This is a genomic window from Castellaniella sp. (genome assembly GCF_034674885.1).
Taxonomy (GTDB): domain Bacteria; phylum Pseudomonadota; class Gammaproteobacteria; order Burkholderiales; family Burkholderiaceae_B; genus Castellaniella.
Map to the genome: position 1 here is coordinate 129,127 of NZ_JAUCDS010000004.1, position 15,667 is coordinate 144,793.

The following is a 15,667-nucleotide window of genomic DNA, read 5'->3' on the forward strand; positions in this document are numbered from 1 at the left end:
TTTAGCCATCATGACTGCAACCAGCACAAAACCCAGTTCCCCCCGCAAACGCCTGATGTGGGGCACCACGGGCGTCTTCATCCTGCTCGCCCTGCTGTACGGGATCTGGTGGATGATCTTCGCATCGCACTACGAGTCCACGGACGACGCCTATGTACACGGCAATCTGGTGTCCGTCAGCGCCCAGATTCCCGGCACGGTCGTCGCCATCGGCGCCGACGACACCCAGACGGTCGCCCAGGGCAGCCATCTGGTGACGCTGGATCGCAGCGACACCGACATTGCCCTGGCCCAGGCCGAAGCCGCCCTGGCCCAGACCGTGCGCCACACGCAGACACTTTTCGTACAGAACGACGCCCTGGCTGCCGACGTTGCCGTCGGCCAGGCCAACGTCGAACAGGCCGAAACCCAGCTGCACAAGGCGCAAAACGACCTGCAGCGGCGCAACGCCCTGCGCGGGTCTGGCGGGGTCAGCGGCGAAGAACTGCTGCACGCCCAGGTGGCGGTCAAATCCGCCCAGGCGGGCCTGGCCCAGGCGCGCGCCGGCCTGGCCGTCGCCCAGGCCAAGCTGGCCACCAACCAGGCTCTGACCCACGGCAGCACCGTCGCCACGCATCCCGACGTCCTACAGGCTGCCGATCAGGTCCGCCAGGCCTGGCTGGCGCAGCAACGAACCCGCGTGCTGGCCCCGGTAGGCGGCATGGTCGCGCAGCGTTCCGTGCAATTGGGTCAACGCATCCAGCCGGGCACGCCGCTGATGACCATCGTGCCGCTGCACAGCCTGTGGGTCGAAGCCAACTTCAAGGAAAACCAGCTGCATGCCATGCAGCCAGGCCAGAAAGCCACCCTGGTGTCTGACCTGTACGGCAGCAAAGTCACCTATCACGGCACGGTCATCGGGGTGTCAGCGGGCAGCGGCAGCGCCTTTGCCCTGCTGCCGGCCCAGAACGCCAGCGGCAATTGGATCAAGGTCATCCAGCGCGTGCCGGTGCGCATCGCCCTGGACGCCAAGGACCTGCAAGATCACCCCTTGCGCGTGGGCCTGTCCATGACGGTGGAAGTCGATCTGTCCTCCACACCGGACCAGGCTGCGCCTGGCGAGCCGACCCAATCCTTGAGCACCCCGGTCTACGACCACGACCCGGCCGAGGTGGACGCCCTGATCCAGCGCATCATCCAGGAAAATCAGACTTCATGAGCACCACGACTCTGGATGACGGCGCGGCCCCGCCCGCGACCGCCCAGCCGCCCGAAGGCGGCCACCCGCCCCTGGAAGGCGCTGCCCGCGTCCTGGGCACGATCGCCGTCTCGGCCGCCGTCTTCATGAACGTGCTGGACTCGTCGATCGCCAACGTGTCGATCCCGACGATCGCGGGCGACCTGGGCGTCAGCACCACTCAGGGCACCTGGGTAATCACATCCTTTGCCGTGGCCAACGCGATCACCGTGCCCCTGACCGGCTGGCTGACCCAGCGCTTCGGCCAGGTGCGTCTGTTCGTCCTGGCCACGCTGCTGTTCGTGCTGACATCCTGGCTGTGCGGCTTCGCGTGGTCCTTCGAATCCCTGGTGTTCTTCCGCGTGCTGCAAGGCGCCGTGGCCGGGCCGATGATTCCGCTGTCCCAGTCGCTGATGCTGGCCAGCTATCCCCGCGCCAAGGCCGGCATGGCTCTGGCGCTCTGGTCCATGACGATTCTGGTGGGACCGATCGCCGGGCCATTGCTGGGCGGCTGGATCTCCGACAACTACGCCTGGTCCTGGATCTTCTACATCAACGTGCCCATCGGCCTGCTGGCCGCCTGGGCATCCTGGCAGGTGTACAAATCCCGCGACTCGCGCCGCTACAACCTGCCCATCGACCGCATGGGCCTGTTCCTGCTGGTGGTCTGGGTCGGCGCCCTGCAGATCATGCTGGACAAGGGCAAGGACCTGGACTGGTTCGCCAGTCCGCTGATCTGCATCCTGGCCATCATCTCGGTCATCACCTTCGTCTACTTCGTGATCTGGGAACTGACGGCTGCCCACCCGGTCGTGGACCTGACCCTGTTCGCCCAGCGCAATTTCACGTCCGGCACCATCGCCCTGTCGATCGCCTACGGGGTATTCTTCGGCACCGTCGTCCTGCTGCCCCTGTGGCTGCAGAACACCATGGGCTACACCGCCACCTGGGCAGGCGTAGCCGCCGCACCCGTGGGCATCCTGGCCATCATCCTGTCGCCCGTGGTGGGCAAGATGCTGGCCCGACACGACCCGCGCATCATCGCCACCGTGGCCTTCCTGATTTTTTCCCTGATCAGCTACATGCGGGCACAGTACAACACCAACGTAGACCTGTTCGGCGTCATGCTGCCGACCTTCATCCAGGGCGCGGCCATGGCGACATTCTTCATCCCGCTGACCACGATCTCGCTGTCCGGCCTGCGCCCGGACCGAATCCCGGCGGCCGCCGGTCTGACGAACTTCTTTCGCCTGGTCTGCGGCGCGTTCGGCACGTCCATCACCACGACGGTCTGGGACGATCGCGCCATCCTGCACCACGCCCGCCTGACCGAAGTCGCCCGCCCCGGCGAGCCGGCCTTCGACCACATCATGGGTGGCCTGCAAAATCTTGGAATCGACCAACTGCACGGCGCCGCCATGCTGGACCGCGTTATCAATCAGCAGGCCTATACCATGTCGGCCACCGACTTTTTCTACGCCTCAGCCTTCATTTTCCTGATTCTGATCGGGCTGATCTGGCTGGCTCGCCCGAAAACGGCGGATCACGGCGGAGGTGGCGCGGCCGCAGGGGCGCATTGATCAGGCTGGGCATCCACGTACAGCCACCGCCCTTCTTCGCGCACGAAACGGCTGATTTCGTGCAGGCGCGCCGCGCGGCCATTGACTCGGACCCGCGCCACGAATTCCACGGTTTCATGATCCGCATCCTGGCGATCGTGGCGGCGCACCTCCAACCCCAACCACTTCGTCCCCGGCTCATTGGGTGTCAGCGAACCCGGGCACGTCGTGGGATGCCAAGTCTGCAATAGATAGTCGATCTCATCGAGCACGTAGGCACTGTAGCGCGACCGCATCAGGGCCTGCGCATCGGGCGCCTGCAAATGCAAGGGCCCCCGATGCCAGCGGCCACAGCATTCGTCATAGGCAACTGGCAAGCCACAGGGGCAGGCGATGGCAGGCGTGTTCGGCATTCAGGCCAGATGGCTAGTCATCGTGATCGCCGTGGACACGGCGGCGAGCAGCAGTTTCATCGTATTCTCTTGATCATTGCAACGACTCCGATTCTATCGAGGCGACATCTGTCCGAGCCTTGAAAACGGTAACGGAGCATATCGCACCGACAGCGCAAAAGATGCCGGGCCCTCAGCAATTCCCCTTTTTGGCCTGCCCCGGCGGGCAGAATGTGCCAGACCCATGGTGCGGCCCAGGATCCACTACCACGGATCCTCGGGGCGTATAGACTGCACACGCGGACAGCAGAGACAACATAGCCAGCACGGCGCCCGCCAGCAGGATTCTTGTTTTCACTTTATCGCTCCATTATTTTGCGGCAGCGCCATTTTTGCCCAAGCCGCAGGCGGATGCTGCTACCAAAAGTGAATGCCCGGCACGACCCGCCAAAACACTGCTTAGATTAGCTGATCGAAGCGCAGGCTGCGAAGGTAAGCTGGACAGACAGGATGGAAACACGCGTCACTCACAAGGCCACGGAACGTCATGACACCCTTCAACACGCTGCTCATACTCGTCATCACTGCAGCCGCTCTTCCAGCAACGGCGGCTGCCCAGGCCCCTGGATTTTTTGCAGGATTGGACGTCAGCGGCGGCATAGCCCGCGGATCGTCCAGCACGCAAGACGGGGGCGCCGCCTTTGCCGGCGGCGGTGTCGTCGAAAACGTAAAATTCGGAAACACCACTGGGATCGGCGGCCACGTCGGCTATCAGATCGACCCTGCCGTGTCCGCATTCATCAGTTATCAGTACACCAGGGGCGACATCGACTGGGATGCGCATTTCCCACGGTTCGGGGTAGCATCCAGCTTTTCTGGAGACGCCACCAGCCATACCATCCTGGCCAATATCGCCTACGACTGGCCGCTGTCCGAAGCAACCACGATCAGGGCGACTGCGGGGCTGGGCGTCACGTTCAACACTTTGTCGGGGGTGACGGAACGGGAGAAGCCATCGTCGGCGTTTGCCAGCAACGTAGCCGATCACACCGAGGCCGGCCCGACAGGCCAGCTGGGCGCCGCCATCCAGCATTACATCACCCCAAACGCCATGCTCAGCCTGAATGTCTCGGCCGCCTATGTAGGCGCCTTCCGGACGGGAGACACAAGAGAAGGCAATCTGGGCGTGACGCAGATCACGCCCTATGAAATCCGCGACACGTGGCGCATGAATCTCGGGGCGTCCGTGCGGATGCGGTTCTGAATCTGCAGGCGACTGTGGACGGGCAAGGGATTGCCACCCTAGAGTTCGAGAGCCCGGAATTCTTGCTGGAACATTTGCCCAACCGTCCGCAATCTAGCGACCCCGTGCTGATCCGCGCCCTGTCGGCATGCGGCCATGCACGGACTTGGCGTTCTTGATTCCTGAATTGCCACCTAGCCCAGGCCAGCGCGGCTGTTTCGGCACGGTCCTGGAGTTTGCGGGCTTCGCCGTCTCTTGCTGCTGATCTTTGTCTTTCTTGTCCATTTTTTCCCACGCTGTCAGGGGCCGAAGCGGATTTGCGACGGCCAATCCATCAGCATAGGCCACATCGCGGAATAAAGCTCGGCCATTACTGGCAGGCAGCTTCGTTCCTTGCTCGGGGCAATCGTCGCGGGATTGCCGCCATGGGCGCTGGCGCATGCCAGCGTCAAACCTGCTTCAAGTCAATCCACCAAAGCAGTTCCAGAACCAAGCGCAACCAACCGAAGCGCATTTCTAAGGTTTTCTCTCATGAGCTTGCTCACGGCCCTTGCAGTATCCGCATCGTTTGGATTCGCCAGGCAAGTGAGCAGCCTTTCGATATCGCCGTCCGTCAACACCACCTGGTGTTGATCCGAGCCATCTTTCCCGTTCGGGACCCAGGCAGTTATCTGAACGGCCAGCTTCCCTTGGTCATCGATCTGTGTCTTGGGTTGCCCAGGAAACTTTGCGCGCAGAGCGCCTGCCTTCCCTTCTGATGACGCTTCGGTTTTCTTGATCTTCATCGCATTCCCGCTTTATCGAATGGCATCGGCTGATTCTAAGCCCGCCCACCCTTAAAAATCCCTCAAGGAAAACCATGACCGCCGGCCAGGTCGGTGGGGCGGGGAGGCTCGGCAACGATTCAAAGCGGTACCGGTAGGCACGTGGCTCTTTCAGCGTCCGGATCGCCCGTTCGACCATGCCGTTCTGTTGCGGGCAATGTGGCGCCATGAATTCCTGGCGCGAGCCGTAGCCGTATCCGACGACCTGCTGCGCGTGGTGTTCATGCGGCTGGGCGAAGAGGTCCAGGAGGCGGCGTTTGATGGCGAAGAGGACGGGCCGGCAGTCAGCTGCACGGTTCACTGAAATCGTGTCGGGCGGGCAGATCGGCACCCTGTTGTCGTTCGGATCAGGGCGCCAGGGGTGTTGGGCGGCCGGTTCCAGCCGGGTATGCTTGGGAGGACCAACAACCAAACGATTCCGGAGGGAGCCGACCATGAAGACATATCTGGCGCTTATGCTGGCCAAGAAGGAGGACATAGCCTCGTACGGCAAAGAGGTGGCCGACGTCACCAGGCCACAGATACGCGGATCGTCACCTGATGCTGCATCAGCCAGTCACCGCGTGCAGCCACGGGCGGATTAAGTCCCACGCCCACGGCATGGCCCAGAACAGCAGGCCCATGATGGCGGCGCCCGCAATGCCAGCCGCAACAGCCAACGCCGTAATCGCGCCGCTCAGATCACCCATGTCTCAATCCTCCACTGGCCAGCCATCAAACCCTGTCGCCTGACGCTGACTGCCCTTGTCCCGGAGCTGTGCGTCACTATCGTGATGTCGGGCGCATAAAGCCTGCCATCGTGACTGATCCCAGAAGATCACCGGATCACCTCTATGAGGCGTCGAATGGTCAACCACAGTTGCCAGCGGCTCAGCCACGCCGCGTCTGGCGCACTCCACAATCACCTCAGCCGGCTGCAGGTCTGTCATGCCCAGCCCAGCCAGGCACATGACGCAGTGCGGGTGCTTGCGCAGGTATCCGGCTCTGGCCTGCTGCCACTTGTAGCCGTACCCGGGTTGGGCTGATGTCTTGCCACCGCGCCAGCTGTCCGGGTTGCCCTGGACTTGTTGACGTTTCGCGGGCAGCTTGCTCAGCCGCGATGGCAGTGTCTGCAATCGCACCATGGTCAATATCCATTTAGCCAACAAAGTTATTCAATCTTTGCTTTTCTTTGAGACGTATCGTTATCTCTCCATCATCAACAGGAGAGGCGACACGTCCGATGAACTGCGTCGGCATGTCTGCAGGAGCAAAAACCATGGCGAAAAATACTGGCGACAATCACCGCGACGGTTCCGTGAAAGACCGCACTCAAGTACAGAATCCTCGCAACGGCAACTTCACGAAGCGCAACACCGACAATGGGCAATTCATTGATCAAAAAACCACTGACGGGAAATTCAAGGGCGTCGCAACAGAAAAGGACGGCCGCCGGTCGTAACTCGCTTCACAGCCCATCACCTAATCGGTGGGCGTGAAGTCGATGCGGCAAGCATCTCTAAGTCACAGGGGGTCGGGCCATAACGCGCCTTTGCGACGCCTATGGCGCACGCCTTTGTGATGGAAGTGAAAAACCGCCCGGAGGCGGCATGCTGTGGATCTCTCCTGGAAAACGCAGGTCCGTCCAGCCTCAACAACATTGACTATTGGACGAAGTAGGTCGCTTTCTGGAAGACACAAAGCCATTTAAAACGGCTCATTAGGAGTAAAAAAGCATCATCCAACCTACGGAGCGATGCTTTGACTCATTCTTTATGTGAATATATCGTGATGGCCTCGATAGCCATCATCTCTGCATTAGCTATTTATGTAATTTCTTTGAAATTGATTTCAATTTACAAACGCACGCGCTCCGATGTAGAGCCAATCGCAATTAAAAATGATGTCGCAAAATCTTTTCAGATATGGATGACCGTGTATCAACAGTCATCAGAGACCTTGCGTGATCAAGCAAAGTTACTCGCCAGCACAAACGTTGCAGGCCTGGCTGCTGCCATCGCGCTTAGCACCAGCAGCAGCAGCATAAAGTACGACGCAATTCTTTTGTCCGCATCGATACTCACCTTCGGGGTCGGCTTGGTTTTTTCATTAATGCCAATCGCGGGAATAGTGGAAAAGCACGGCGAAGATTTAACATCCATAATGAAATCAATGTCCGACGCCAATCGCCACACAATCCGCGTGCCGCATTCGTGGCCGACCGGCTTTCGATACTACTCAGGAATAGTTTCTTTAGTTCTGCTTGGCCTGGGGATATTTTTTCTGTCATTATCCTTGATCAAACACCTCAACTAATAAATTCTGTATTTACCCCCAACAAGCCGCGCCCCGCGAATCTCTCGACTCAGCGGGGCGCGAAACGATGCCGAAGCATCGGGAGGAGACAATCGTTACAGTCGATCCCGCATTTTCAGAGCCAGCAGCGCGGCGGCCACGGTGCTTCGTAGTCCGTCCGCCTACGCTCCATTAACACCTAAACTGAAGAGACTAAAAATGGAAGCAGATAATAATGAAGATCAAACCAATAAGTATGTAGCATTCTGCGACGTACTAGGATTTTCCGCCAACATTGAACGAGACTTCGAATCCACGCTGCAACTATACAGAGAATTCGCTGATTTCGTCGATCCTGTTTTGGAACGAGACGGTGTACAAATTTCCGTTTATTCGGACTCAATTCTGATAACAGGAGAAAATCTCTCCATTGTTGCCCAGACTGCCCAGATAATGAGCTTCATTGCGCTCCAGCACAACATGCTCATTAGGGGTGGAATCAGTTACGGTCGTCACTGGGAAAAGAAGAGCGGAAGGCATCTATTTATGGTTAGCGATGCATTGGTCAGGTCTGTGCGCCTGGAGGCTTCTATAAAAATCCCCGCGATTGTACTGGGAGAAGAGATTAGCATTCCAGACGACTTATGGTTATCTCGCTACGCTCACGGCCAGTTCGCAACGCCGATATTGCACTTCGATGGCAAAAACATTGTGAACCCATTCTCGATGATGTGGGGAAGAAGTGCCGGAATGCGCGCCTCCATGTTAATGGAGGAAAGCGCACCAGAGCACCGGGAAAAGTATGAATGGTTCCTAAGCTTGCATACAGCCGTCTTTAATAATGATCCACTCATCCCCGAGCACATTCTGAAGAAATATCTTGAGTTGGGGGTTCTGAAATTCACACCAGCTGACGCGCAACCCAACAATCAGGATGATGGCGCCCAATAGACACCAACCAAGAAACCCCCGCCCGTGGAGGGGCTACGTTTTCACGGGGCGCAACGCCCCTGCACGTATTGTCCCTTAGGGTGTCCCAATAATCCAGCCTGTCGCGGAACTTCACGTCCCAATAGTCGCCAAGCGTACATAGCCGCTCGGGTGGTGCCGCCGATGCGCTCGACATGTTCGGTGTCGATCAGGTGATCCAGCACGCGCTTGACGCCCTTGCGCACGGCCTCCATCTGCCGAGGCGTCAGCGTTCGGCCTCCTGTAACCTCGCGTACCAATTGCGACATCCTGAACTCCCTGCCAGGGTACGGTCGCATCAGGCCTAGGATTTCAGACGCATACTTCATACTCAAACTCCTTGAAAACCTCGATCTTGAATTCATCCAGGCAGACCATGTACTGATCTCGGCTGATCTTCAGGTCGATCCTGGCGCGCTGCCGGCGGTTGTTGTCTACCCGGATCCACACCGGTCGCATTTCGCCCTCATGCATTTCAACGCTGCGCTCCCACAGGTCATATCGGGATCGCTGGGTGTACTCGTACTGCAGCACCCGGCGCGTAAGCTGCGGCAGGCCATCGAAGATCGCCTGGACCTTGGCAGCCCGATCTGGATTGAAGATGATTTTTGGCGGCACATCACCAGATTCCGATTCCCAGTCCGGCGCCAGCCAGCTGCGCTCAGCCGAATAGCAGCGGTTTGATTCCCTGGGCTCAGGCGATTCACCCGCCCAGCACCAGGCAATCCAGTTCTCAATCTCGGCACGGACGAAGGATGGGTATTGTGCGTTCACTGCCCTCTCCCGTAACCATTCCGGCCTTCAATTCCATTTCCTATCCCGCCCATACTGACCGGCACCGGCTGCGCATCGATCTCATCCTGGCGCAGATGCGGGCGTGGCTTCAGCGGCTGGAATTTCGGCGTGACCGGCACTGTGGCGATCTGCCCGCCGCCGGCGACGTTTCTCGGCTGGCGCTGCCTCGGTAGTTGTCTGGCCATTACCCGATCTCCACAATGACGAACCCTTGTTTTTTGGTGTCCAGCGCGTCATCCAGAATCCATGGCCGGAAGATGCGATCGTCGACGCCCAGCGCCCGCGCAATACCATCGATGTGATGTTTGATGGCGCCTATGCAGCCCTCGATGTCGCGGTTGATCCGGTTGGGATAGACGAACGTGGTCTTGACCGGCACGTGAGCCAGTGGCGTGAATGTGTTCTTGCCCAGGGCTTGCTTGGCTGCAAAGTACCCGTCCTGGCGAGCGCGGACCTTCTGCGCCTGGAATGACGCCCAGTGCTTGCCGCCCTTAGCATTCGGAAACAGTGCGGGATCCGGCCACGGCAGGTGGATAGTGATGCGATCCAGGGTCATGCAGCCCCCATGATTTTCTTCATGAATCGTTCCTGCTCAGCCTCCAGCCAAGGCCGCCGCTTCTGCGAGTTCTCGATGGGTCCCGCCTCGAACATCCGGCACGTCCGGTCGAATGTCGCGCTCTCGTAGCGTCCGGGCCGGCCGTCCTTGGCGCACACGCCGTAGCCTTGCTTGGCCATCGCCGGGGCGGTGCGCAGGTCGAAGTGCAGGCAGTCGATGCAGTTGACGTGATCAGTCACGGAACCCCCGGCGCTGCGGCTTTGCTGGGGCTTCTGGCGGGGCCCACGTACAGTTCTCGAATCGCATCTGGTCGCCCAGATAGGTCAGCGGCACCTTGCCTAAGACCACGACAGAGATATACGTCAAGCAGCGGTGGCGGGAATCGGTGGCATCAAACAACCGGAAAATCAGCGCCTGATAATACTGAACGAAACTACTGGATATGTGATGGCCTCACATATCGCATCACATACAGGCAAAGAAAAAGGACCTAGATTTTCATCTAAGTCCTTGAATTTCTTGGCTCCCCGACCAGGGCTCGAACCTGGGACCTGCGGATTAACAGTCCGTCGCTCTACCGACTGAGCTATCGGGGAACTGCGAAGAAGCGAAACTATAGCATAATTTTCTGCGACCGCACAATTGCTGGAACCGGTGAAATCAGGGCAGTCGCATCAGGATCGGAACACCGGCTTTGCGCAGGCACCCGGAGGTAACGCTGCCCAGCAAGGCGGCTTCGAGCGCGTCCTTGCGGCGGGTGACCATCGCCAGGATGACGTCGCTGCGGTGCGCCACGTGATCGGTGATCGCTTCCGCCGGCTCGCCGTGCAGCACTTCCCAGTCCACGTCCATGCCGTACTGCCTGGTGAGTTTCGTGGCCTGGGAATGCACATAGCCGGATTCCAGCATGCGCATCTCGTGGCCGGGCGCCTCGCCCACCGTCGAAGCATCGATGGGCTGGACCGCGCTGATGATCTTCAGCCCGGCATCGGCCCAAAGCGCAAAGCGGGCCGCGTCGTGGGCCATGGCTTCTGGCAACGGGCTGCCATCCAGGGGCACCACTACGCTGCGCAGCTTCACCTGCGCGCGCGCAGGTGCGCCGCTGGCCCCGGTCGGGTGATATACCAGGACCGGGCCGCCCGCGCCGCGCACCACGCGCCGCGCCACGCTGCCCAGCATCAGCTCCATCAGGCCGGAATGCCCGCGCGAGGTCATTGCCAGCAAGGTAGCTGGCTTGCTGCCGGCCTCTTTGAGGATCGCCTGGGCAGCATCGCCCGTGTTCGGCAGGCACAGGCCGCTGGCGCCATGAGTGGCGGCCATCGAGGCGATGTAGTCCTTTGCATTCTCTTCGTCGGACACCTTGTCCACGATGCGCAATAGCGCGAGTTCCGTGCCATGCACGGACGCCAAGCCAGCCGCATAGGGAATCACCTCTTCCGAAAACGGCGAACCATCGAGCGGCACCAGAATACGTTCGTACATAGCCATGACTCCAGAATATGGTTTCCAGGGAACTACACAGCCATTCAAGGCCTGTCCAGTATAGGGGCCCCAGGGGCGATTGCCATACGGGAGCGCATGCCGACTTTGCGGAAAAGCAATGTCCGGCGGAAAACGCCTGCTGACGTCAGGGCAAATCGCCCGGATTTCATTGACGGGGCCGCCATGCCCTCAGCATAATCGGCCATGGACTCCAATGGAGATCGATATGGCGATCCGTTCTGCCGCACCGGCCACAGCACCTGAATACGGCGGCGCAAGCGACCCGTTCGATGCCAGGACGGGGGCGCAATGACACTGCCCCTGGAACTTGCCCAGCGCCTGCAGGCCATCGTCGAGTCGCCCAGCTACCGGCTGGCGCAGGAAGACGTCGAACTCCTCGGGGAAAAGGACCTGCGGCCACTGCGCCTGCAGCTCGAACTGCTCAAGCCCGAACGCGTCCTGGCCGAACAGGGCGTGGGTTCCACGATCGTGGTGTTCGGCAGCGCACGCGTGACCGATCTGGAAACCGCTCGCACGCGGCTTGACGCGCTGCAGGAAACCGGCGCGGCACCGGCCTCCTCGGCCTCTCGCCGCGAACTGGCCCTGGCCCGCCGCAGGGTGGATCAGGCCCGCTACTATGAACAGGCGCGCCGCTTCGCCCAGCTCGTCTCCTGCCGCTTCCAGCAGGATGAACGATGCGACTTCGTAGTCGTCACGGGGGGCGGCCCAGGGATCATGGAGGCTGCCAATCGCGGGGCATTCGAAGTCGGCGCACGCTCGATCGGCTTCAACGTCAGCCTGCCCCACGAACAGGTGCCCAACCCCTACATCAGCCCCGAACTGGCGTTCCGCTGCCACTATTTCGCCCTGCGCAAGATGCACTTCCTGCTGCATGCGCGCGGCCTGGTCGCCTTCCCGGGCGGCTATGGCACGCTCGACGAGCTCTTCGAGGTTCTGACCCTGATCCAGACCCGCAAGATGGCCCCCATCCCGGTGGTCCTGGTCGGGCGGGACTTCTGGCGTCGCGCCATTGACTTCGACTACCTGGTGGACGAGGGCTACATCGCCGAAGAGGACGTCAATCTGTTCACCCTCGTCGACGAGGCCGAGGAAATCATGGCTGCGCTGGAACACTTCCACGCCGGCCAGATGCCGGATCAGATCACGCCATGAACCACAGCAGCGGCGCATTGAGAATGGCTAGGGGTGGGCCAGCTCAAGACACTGGCAATGCCGACCCGAGTATCAGCCAACAATACCGAGACATATCGCCGCTGCCAGGCCATCACACCCGGTGACGCACCGCTTACTTTATTACGGCACGACATCTTCGGACAGCTTCTGAACGTGGTCATAGATTGCACCCGGCCGGGTAAGCCACACCTTATCCCGTTCGGGATGCTGCAGAATGTGTTGTAGGGCTCTGCGCAGGGCTCGCAGCCGATAGGGTTGCCCCATGATGGGGGTGTGCAGGGCGATGCCACAGACCAGAGGTTGTTGGCGGCTCTGAACGAGCATTTCCTCGAATTGATCGACGATCATGCGCTCGAAATCTTCGGCCGTGTGATGCCGTACCAGGATTTGCGGCGAATCGTTGAGCTCCAACGGATAGGGGATGGACAAAATCCGACCCGAGCGCGTCTTCAGCCAGATCGGCTGATCATCTGCAGGCCAGTCCATCAAGAATTTGAACCCAGCCTCGTCCAGTAGGTCGGGGCTTTGGTGGCTCACCGACATCCAAGGGCTCATGTAGCCGCGAACCGTCTGGCCGCTCTGCGCCAGGATGTCCGCTTTGATCTGGGCGAGCAGCCGCGCTTCGTCTTCCTCCCACAGACCTCCCTGGCGTTCCGCATTGGTGCGTCCATGACCGATGATCTCGTCGCCACGCGCAGTGATGGCCTGGACGATCTCAGGCGCGTAATCGAAAACCGCTGTATTCATCAGGTGGCAGGCCGGCAGCCCCAAGTCATCCAGCAGATCCAGGATGCGCCACACGCCGACGCGGTTGCCATAATCGCACCACGTATAGGCGCGGTGGTCGAGCCCCGGCAACGGAGTGGACAGGTTGTGCGACAGCCCCGCGCCGAAGGCGAAGTGCTCAATGTTCAGGCCGATGTAAAACGCCAAGCGCTTGCCTCCCGGCCAATCGTAGTCCAAACGCTGATGAATGGGCCGATAAGCGTAGCGATGATGGTGAGGCAGTTTCATATGAGGCGACTCGAAGAACGGTGGCCTGCCAGTCTTCGCCTTTCCATGTGACTGATGAGGCGAACGACAGGTACCAGCAGGATCAGGAAGAAGATGCCGGCCAGAACGATGGGTGAAGGGTTATAGAGCAGCGATTGGGCATTCTGTGCCATATGCAGTACTTCCGGCAAAGCGACCGCACTAGCGATCGTGGTCAGCTTGACGATCTCCAGCGAGTTGCTGATCAGGTCTGGCATCACGTTGCGAGTGGCTTGGGGAATCTGTACGTACAGCAGCGACTGCAGGAAGCTTAGACCCGTGGAGCGGGCAGCTTCGGCTTGGCCCTTGGGTACGCTGATCAGGCCCGAACGGAAGACTTCTCCGTAGTAGCAGGAGTTGTTCAAGACAAAGCACAGGATGACAGCCGTCAGGTTCGTAATCTCAATGTTGAGGAACGGCAGGCCGAAATAAACCAAGATCAGCAGCACCAATGGCGGGATCGCTCGGAACACGTCAATGTAGAGAATCAGCAGCGCCTTGACGATGCGGTTCGTGACATGCAGGTACACGATCGACAAGACCAGTCCGAAGAACAAGCCCAGAGGGATGATCAACACAGAGAGCAGCACCGTCATGGCCAGCCCTTGCAGCAATATCGGAGTAACGCTCTTGTAGATGGCTAGGTTGAAAAAATTCAGGATAAGTTCGTGCATATGTCGCGCCTCCGCCCTAATGGAACCGGGTTTCCAGGTAACGGCCCGCCAGGACGACCGGAATGAAAATGACGATGCTGCCGATGGCGCACAGCGTCAACGGCGTCGGATTACCAGCGCTGCTGCTGGCCGACTGGGCGTTGTTCAGGATTTCACCCAAGCCGACGATGGCCCCCAGAGACGTGCTTTTAGTGATCGCGATCACTCGGTTGGTCAAGGGCGGCACCGCCAGTTTGAAGGCTTGTGGCCAAACGATGTACCACATGGTCTGCCCCCAGCCCAGGCCGCTGGAGCGCCCGGCTTCCATTAGACCGCGCGGGGTGGCCTGGATCCCGGCCATGAAGATTTCTTCCGCAAAGGCGGCCAGGACTAGAGTCAAGGCCAGCCAGGTGGCCTGAAACGCAGACATGGAAAGGTCGATGTACGGAAAAGCGAAGAAGAACATCATGATCACGACCAAAGGTGGCAGTGATCGAAACGTATCTGCGAAGAGCACGACCAGCGCATTGGCGGGCTTGAACCCGTAGGCTCGGACAAATGCCAGCACGAAACCCATCGCCAGGCCGCTGACCACCACGGCGATGGCGATCTGCAGCGTAACCCACATGCCAGCCACGATGAAGCCGTAATAGCGATCAATGACGTCGAGATTGAAAAATGAGAAGATCAGGCCGTCGATGTTCAAGGCGCTCTCCTTCGGTCAGCCATGCGACAGCACAGACGACAGAAAAGTCTTCAACCGCTCATGTCGTGGTGCCTCGAAGATGGCTTGCGGGGAGCCCTGCTCCACGATAGCCCCGTTGTCCATGAAGATCACCCGGTCTGCCGCCACCCTGGCAAACCCCATTTCATGGCTGACGACCACCATGGTCATACCGGCAGCCTTCAGTGTACGCATGGCATCCAGTACACCGCCCACCAGTTCAGGATCCAGCGCGCTGGTGGGCTCATCAAACAGAATGATCTTGGGATCCAGGGCGATGGTGCGGGCGATCGCCACGCGCTGCTGCTGACCGCCTGACAAGGCATCCGGGTACGCATCGGCCTTGTCCTCCAAACTGACTTGGCGCAAGGCCAGCAGAGCCTTCTCGTGGGCTTGTTGCTTGCTTTTTTTCTTGACCTTGCGCAGGGCCAGTGTGATGTTGTCGAGCACCGTCATGTGCGGGTACAGATTAAAGTGCTGGAACACCATTCCAATCTGCTGGCGGACCGTGTTCAGGTTGACCCCTTTACCCAGGATAGACTTGCCATCCAGCAGAATCCGGCCGCTTGTGGAGGTCTCCAGCACATTGCAGCAGCGCAACAATGTGCTTTTCCCCGATCCCGATGGGCCGATGATGAACACCAACTCCTCCGGGAGGACATCCAGGCTGATACCCTTGAGGACATGATGCTCACCGTATTGCTTATGTAGATCCTGGATGCTCAGGATTGGAGCTTGGCGATCATCGGACATG

General features: G+C 59.7%; 21 protein-coding genes and 1 tRNA gene. 9 read left to right on the forward strand and 13 right to left on the reverse strand.

Translation table 11 applies throughout. From position 1 onward, the window contains the following. Positions 1-10 precede the first annotated feature (10 nt). Entirely contained in the window at positions 11-1,198 is a 1,188-nt protein-coding gene (locus VDP74_RS04545) for an HlyD family efflux transporter periplasmic adaptor subunit (RefSeq protein ID WP_322998440.1), read from the forward strand. Next, on the forward strand, positions 1,195-2,796 hold the full coding sequence (locus VDP74_RS04550) for a DHA2 family efflux MFS transporter permease subunit (RefSeq protein WP_322998441.1): 1,602 nt from the start codon (positions 1,195-1,197) through the stop codon (positions 2,794-2,796). Before VDP74_RS04545 ends, VDP74_RS04550 begins: the two co-directional genes overlap by 4 nt. Here the strand turns inward: VDP74_RS04550 and VDP74_RS04555 are convergent. Then, positions 2,760-3,188, reverse strand: a complete 429-nt coding sequence (locus tag VDP74_RS04555) for a YchJ family protein (RefSeq protein WP_322998442.1) — start codon at positions 3,186-3,188, stop codon at positions 2,760-2,762. The genes VDP74_RS04550 and VDP74_RS04555 overlap by 37 nt on opposite strands. Positions 3,189-3,714: 526 nt before the next feature. On the opposite strand from VDP74_RS04555, the gene VDP74_RS04560 reads away from it, so the two are divergent. After that, entirely contained in the window at positions 3,715-4,431 is a 717-nt protein-coding gene (locus VDP74_RS04560) for an autotransporter domain-containing protein (protein ID WP_322998443.1), read from the forward strand. Between the two features lie 443 nt (positions 4,432-4,874). On the opposite strand, the gene VDP74_RS04565 is transcribed toward VDP74_RS04560, so the two are convergent. Continuing rightward, on the reverse strand, positions 4,875-5,195 hold the full coding sequence (locus tag VDP74_RS04565) for a hypothetical protein (protein WP_322998444.1): 321 nt from the start codon (positions 5,193-5,195) through the stop codon (positions 4,875-4,877). A 196-nt stretch (positions 5,196-5,391) separates the two neighbouring features. On the opposite strand from VDP74_RS04565, the gene VDP74_RS04570 reads away from it, so the two are divergent. Further along, complete coding sequence (locus tag VDP74_RS04570; RefSeq protein WP_322998445.1) at positions 5,392-5,538, forward strand: hypothetical protein; 147 nt, start codon at positions 5,392-5,394, stop codon at positions 5,536-5,538. A 244-nt stretch (positions 5,539-5,782) separates the two neighbouring features. Here the strand turns inward: VDP74_RS04570 and VDP74_RS04575 are convergent, their stop codons facing one another. After that, a complete protein-coding gene (locus VDP74_RS04575) occupies positions 5,783-5,923 on the reverse strand; it encodes a hypothetical protein (protein WP_322998446.1) in 141 nt (46 codons plus the stop codon). Positions 5,924-5,926: 3 nt separating this feature from the next. After that, complete coding sequence (locus VDP74_RS04580; protein ID WP_322998447.1) at positions 5,927-6,358, reverse strand: HNH endonuclease; 432 nt, start codon at positions 6,356-6,358, stop codon at positions 5,927-5,929. 134 nt (positions 6,359-6,492) lie between these two features. Here VDP74_RS04580 and VDP74_RS04585 point away from each other — a divergent pair, with 134 nt between their 5' ends. From VDP74_RS04585 to VDP74_RS04595, 3 genes are all read left to right on the forward strand, one after another. Further along, positions 6,493-6,675 (forward strand): hypothetical protein, encoded by a 183-nt coding sequence (locus VDP74_RS04585; RefSeq protein WP_322998448.1) that lies wholly within the window; start codon positions 6,493-6,495, stop codon positions 6,673-6,675. Positions 6,676-6,974: 299 nt separating this feature from the next. After that, entirely contained in the window at positions 6,975-7,529 is a 555-nt protein-coding gene (locus VDP74_RS04590) for a hypothetical protein (RefSeq protein ID WP_322998449.1), read from the forward strand. Positions 7,530-7,727: 198 nt separating this feature from the next. Further along, positions 7,728-8,459, forward strand: a complete 732-nt coding sequence (locus VDP74_RS04595; RefSeq protein ID WP_322998450.1) for a hypothetical protein — start codon at positions 7,728-7,730, stop codon at positions 8,457-8,459. Positions 8,460-8,789: 330 nt separating this feature from the next. On the opposite strand, the gene VDP74_RS04600 is transcribed toward VDP74_RS04595, so the two are convergent. Continuing rightward, entirely contained in the window at positions 8,790-9,251 is a 462-nt protein-coding gene (locus tag VDP74_RS04600; protein WP_322998451.1) for a hypothetical protein, read from the reverse strand. Between VDP74_RS04600 and VDP74_RS04605 the strand changes: the two genes are divergently transcribed. Further along, positions 9,242-9,445, forward strand: a complete 204-nt coding sequence (locus VDP74_RS04605; protein ID WP_322998452.1) for a hypothetical protein — start codon at positions 9,242-9,244, stop codon at positions 9,443-9,445. The genes VDP74_RS04600 and VDP74_RS04605 overlap by 10 nt on opposite strands. A gap of 11 nt (positions 9,446-9,456) precedes the next feature. On the opposite strand, the gene VDP74_RS04610 is transcribed toward VDP74_RS04605, so the two are convergent. The 4 genes from VDP74_RS04610 to VDP74_RS04625 form a co-directional block, all read right to left on the reverse strand. Further along, positions 9,457-9,828: a hypothetical protein gene (locus tag VDP74_RS04610; RefSeq protein WP_322998453.1), complete on the reverse strand. Its 372-nt coding sequence runs from the start codon at positions 9,826-9,828 to the stop codon at positions 9,457-9,459. After that, a complete protein-coding gene (locus VDP74_RS04615) occupies positions 9,825-10,067 on the reverse strand; it encodes a hypothetical protein (RefSeq protein ID WP_322998454.1) in 243 nt (80 codons plus the stop codon). Before VDP74_RS04615 ends, VDP74_RS04610 begins: the two co-directional genes overlap by 4 nt. A 281-nt stretch (positions 10,068-10,348) precedes the next feature. Further along, positions 10,349-10,424: transfer RNA gene (locus VDP74_RS04620), tRNA-Asn, on the reverse strand. 64 nt (positions 10,425-10,488) lie between these two features. Continuing rightward, complete coding sequence (locus VDP74_RS04625) at positions 10,489-11,310, reverse strand: universal stress protein (protein WP_322998455.1); 822 nt, start codon at positions 11,308-11,310, stop codon at positions 10,489-10,491. 309 nt (positions 11,311-11,619) lie between these two features. Here VDP74_RS04625 and VDP74_RS04630 point away from each other — a divergent pair, with 309 nt between their 5' ends. Further along, positions 11,620-12,483, forward strand: a complete 864-nt coding sequence (locus tag VDP74_RS04630) for a TIGR00730 family Rossman fold protein (protein ID WP_322998456.1) — start codon at positions 11,620-11,622, stop codon at positions 12,481-12,483. Between the two features lie 141 nt (positions 12,484-12,624). On the opposite strand, the gene VDP74_RS04635 is transcribed toward VDP74_RS04630, so the two are convergent. From VDP74_RS04635 to VDP74_RS04650, 4 genes are read right to left on the reverse strand one after another with little or no spacing between them, the layout of a single operon-like run. After that, complete coding sequence (locus VDP74_RS04635; protein ID WP_322998457.1) at positions 12,625-13,518, reverse strand: polysaccharide deacetylase family protein; 894 nt, start codon at positions 13,516-13,518, stop codon at positions 12,625-12,627. Further along, positions 13,515-14,210, reverse strand: a complete 696-nt coding sequence (locus tag VDP74_RS04640) for an amino acid ABC transporter permease (protein WP_322998458.1) — start codon at positions 14,208-14,210, stop codon at positions 13,515-13,517. The genes VDP74_RS04635 and VDP74_RS04640 overlap by 4 nt, the downstream gene beginning before the upstream one ends. A 16-nt stretch (positions 14,211-14,226) precedes the next feature. Next, positions 14,227-14,895 (reverse strand): amino acid ABC transporter permease, encoded by a 669-nt coding sequence (locus VDP74_RS04645; protein WP_322998459.1) that lies wholly within the window; start codon positions 14,893-14,895, stop codon positions 14,227-14,229. Between the two features lie 15 nt (positions 14,896-14,910). Then, on the reverse strand, positions 14,911-15,666 hold the full coding sequence (locus VDP74_RS04650) for an amino acid ABC transporter ATP-binding protein (protein ID WP_322998460.1): 756 nt from the start codon (positions 15,664-15,666) through the stop codon (positions 14,911-14,913). Between the last annotated feature and the right edge of the window lies 1 nt (position 15,667).

What these genes read in the sequence shown, in the direction of transcription:
- VDP74_RS04545 (WP_322998440.1), top strand. Translation starts at nt 11, where the DNA reads ATGACTGCAACCAGCACAAAACCCAGTTCCCCCCGCAAACGCCTGATG.
- VDP74_RS04550 (WP_322998441.1), top strand. Translation starts at nt 1,195, where the DNA reads ATGAGCACCACGACTCTGGATGACGGCGCGGCCCCGCCCGCGACCGCC.
- VDP74_RS04555 (WP_322998442.1), bottom strand. Translation starts at nt 3,188, where the DNA reads ATGCCGAACACGCCTGCCATCGCCTGCCCCTGTGGCTTGCCAGTTGCC.
- VDP74_RS04560 (WP_322998443.1), top strand. Translation starts at nt 3,715, where the DNA reads ATGACACCCTTCAACACGCTGCTCATACTCGTCATCACTGCAGCCGCT.
- VDP74_RS04565 (WP_322998444.1), bottom strand. Translation starts at nt 5,195, where the DNA reads ATGAAGATCAAGAAAACCGAAGCGTCATCAGAAGGGAAGGCAGGCGCT.
- VDP74_RS04570 (WP_322998445.1), top strand. Translation starts at nt 5,392, where the DNA reads ATGTGGCGCCATGAATTCCTGGCGCGAGCCGTAGCCGTATCCGACGAC.
- VDP74_RS04575 (WP_322998446.1), bottom strand. Translation starts at nt 5,923, where the DNA reads ATGGGTGATCTGAGCGGCGCGATTACGGCGTTGGCTGTTGCGGCTGGC.
- VDP74_RS04580 (WP_322998447.1), bottom strand. Translation starts at nt 6,358, where the DNA reads ATGGTGCGATTGCAGACACTGCCATCGCGGCTGAGCAAGCTGCCCGCG.
- VDP74_RS04585 (WP_322998448.1), top strand. Translation starts at nt 6,493, where the DNA reads ATGGCGAAAAATACTGGCGACAATCACCGCGACGGTTCCGTGAAAGAC.
- VDP74_RS04595 (WP_322998450.1), top strand. Translation starts at nt 7,728, where the DNA reads ATGGAAGCAGATAATAATGAAGATCAAACCAATAAGTATGTAGCATTC.
- VDP74_RS04610 (WP_322998453.1), bottom strand. Translation starts at nt 9,828, where the DNA reads ATGACCCTGGATCGCATCACTATCCACCTGCCGTGGCCGGATCCCGCA.
- VDP74_RS04625 (WP_322998455.1), bottom strand. Translation starts at nt 11,310, where the DNA reads ATGTACGAACGTATTCTGGTGCCGCTCGATGGTTCGCCGTTTTCGGAA.
- VDP74_RS04630 (WP_322998456.1), top strand. Translation starts at nt 11,620, where the DNA reads ATGACACTGCCCCTGGAACTTGCCCAGCGCCTGCAGGCCATCGTCGAG.
- VDP74_RS04635 (WP_322998457.1), bottom strand. Translation starts at nt 13,518, where the DNA reads ATGAAACTGCCTCACCATCATCGCTACGCTTATCGGCCCATTCATCAG.
- VDP74_RS04640 (WP_322998458.1), bottom strand. Translation starts at nt 14,210, where the DNA reads ATGCACGAACTTATCCTGAATTTTTTCAACCTAGCCATCTACAAGAGC.
- VDP74_RS04650 (WP_322998460.1), bottom strand. Translation starts at nt 15,666, where the DNA reads ATGTCCGATGATCGCCAAGCTCCAATCCTGAGCATCCAGGATCTACAT.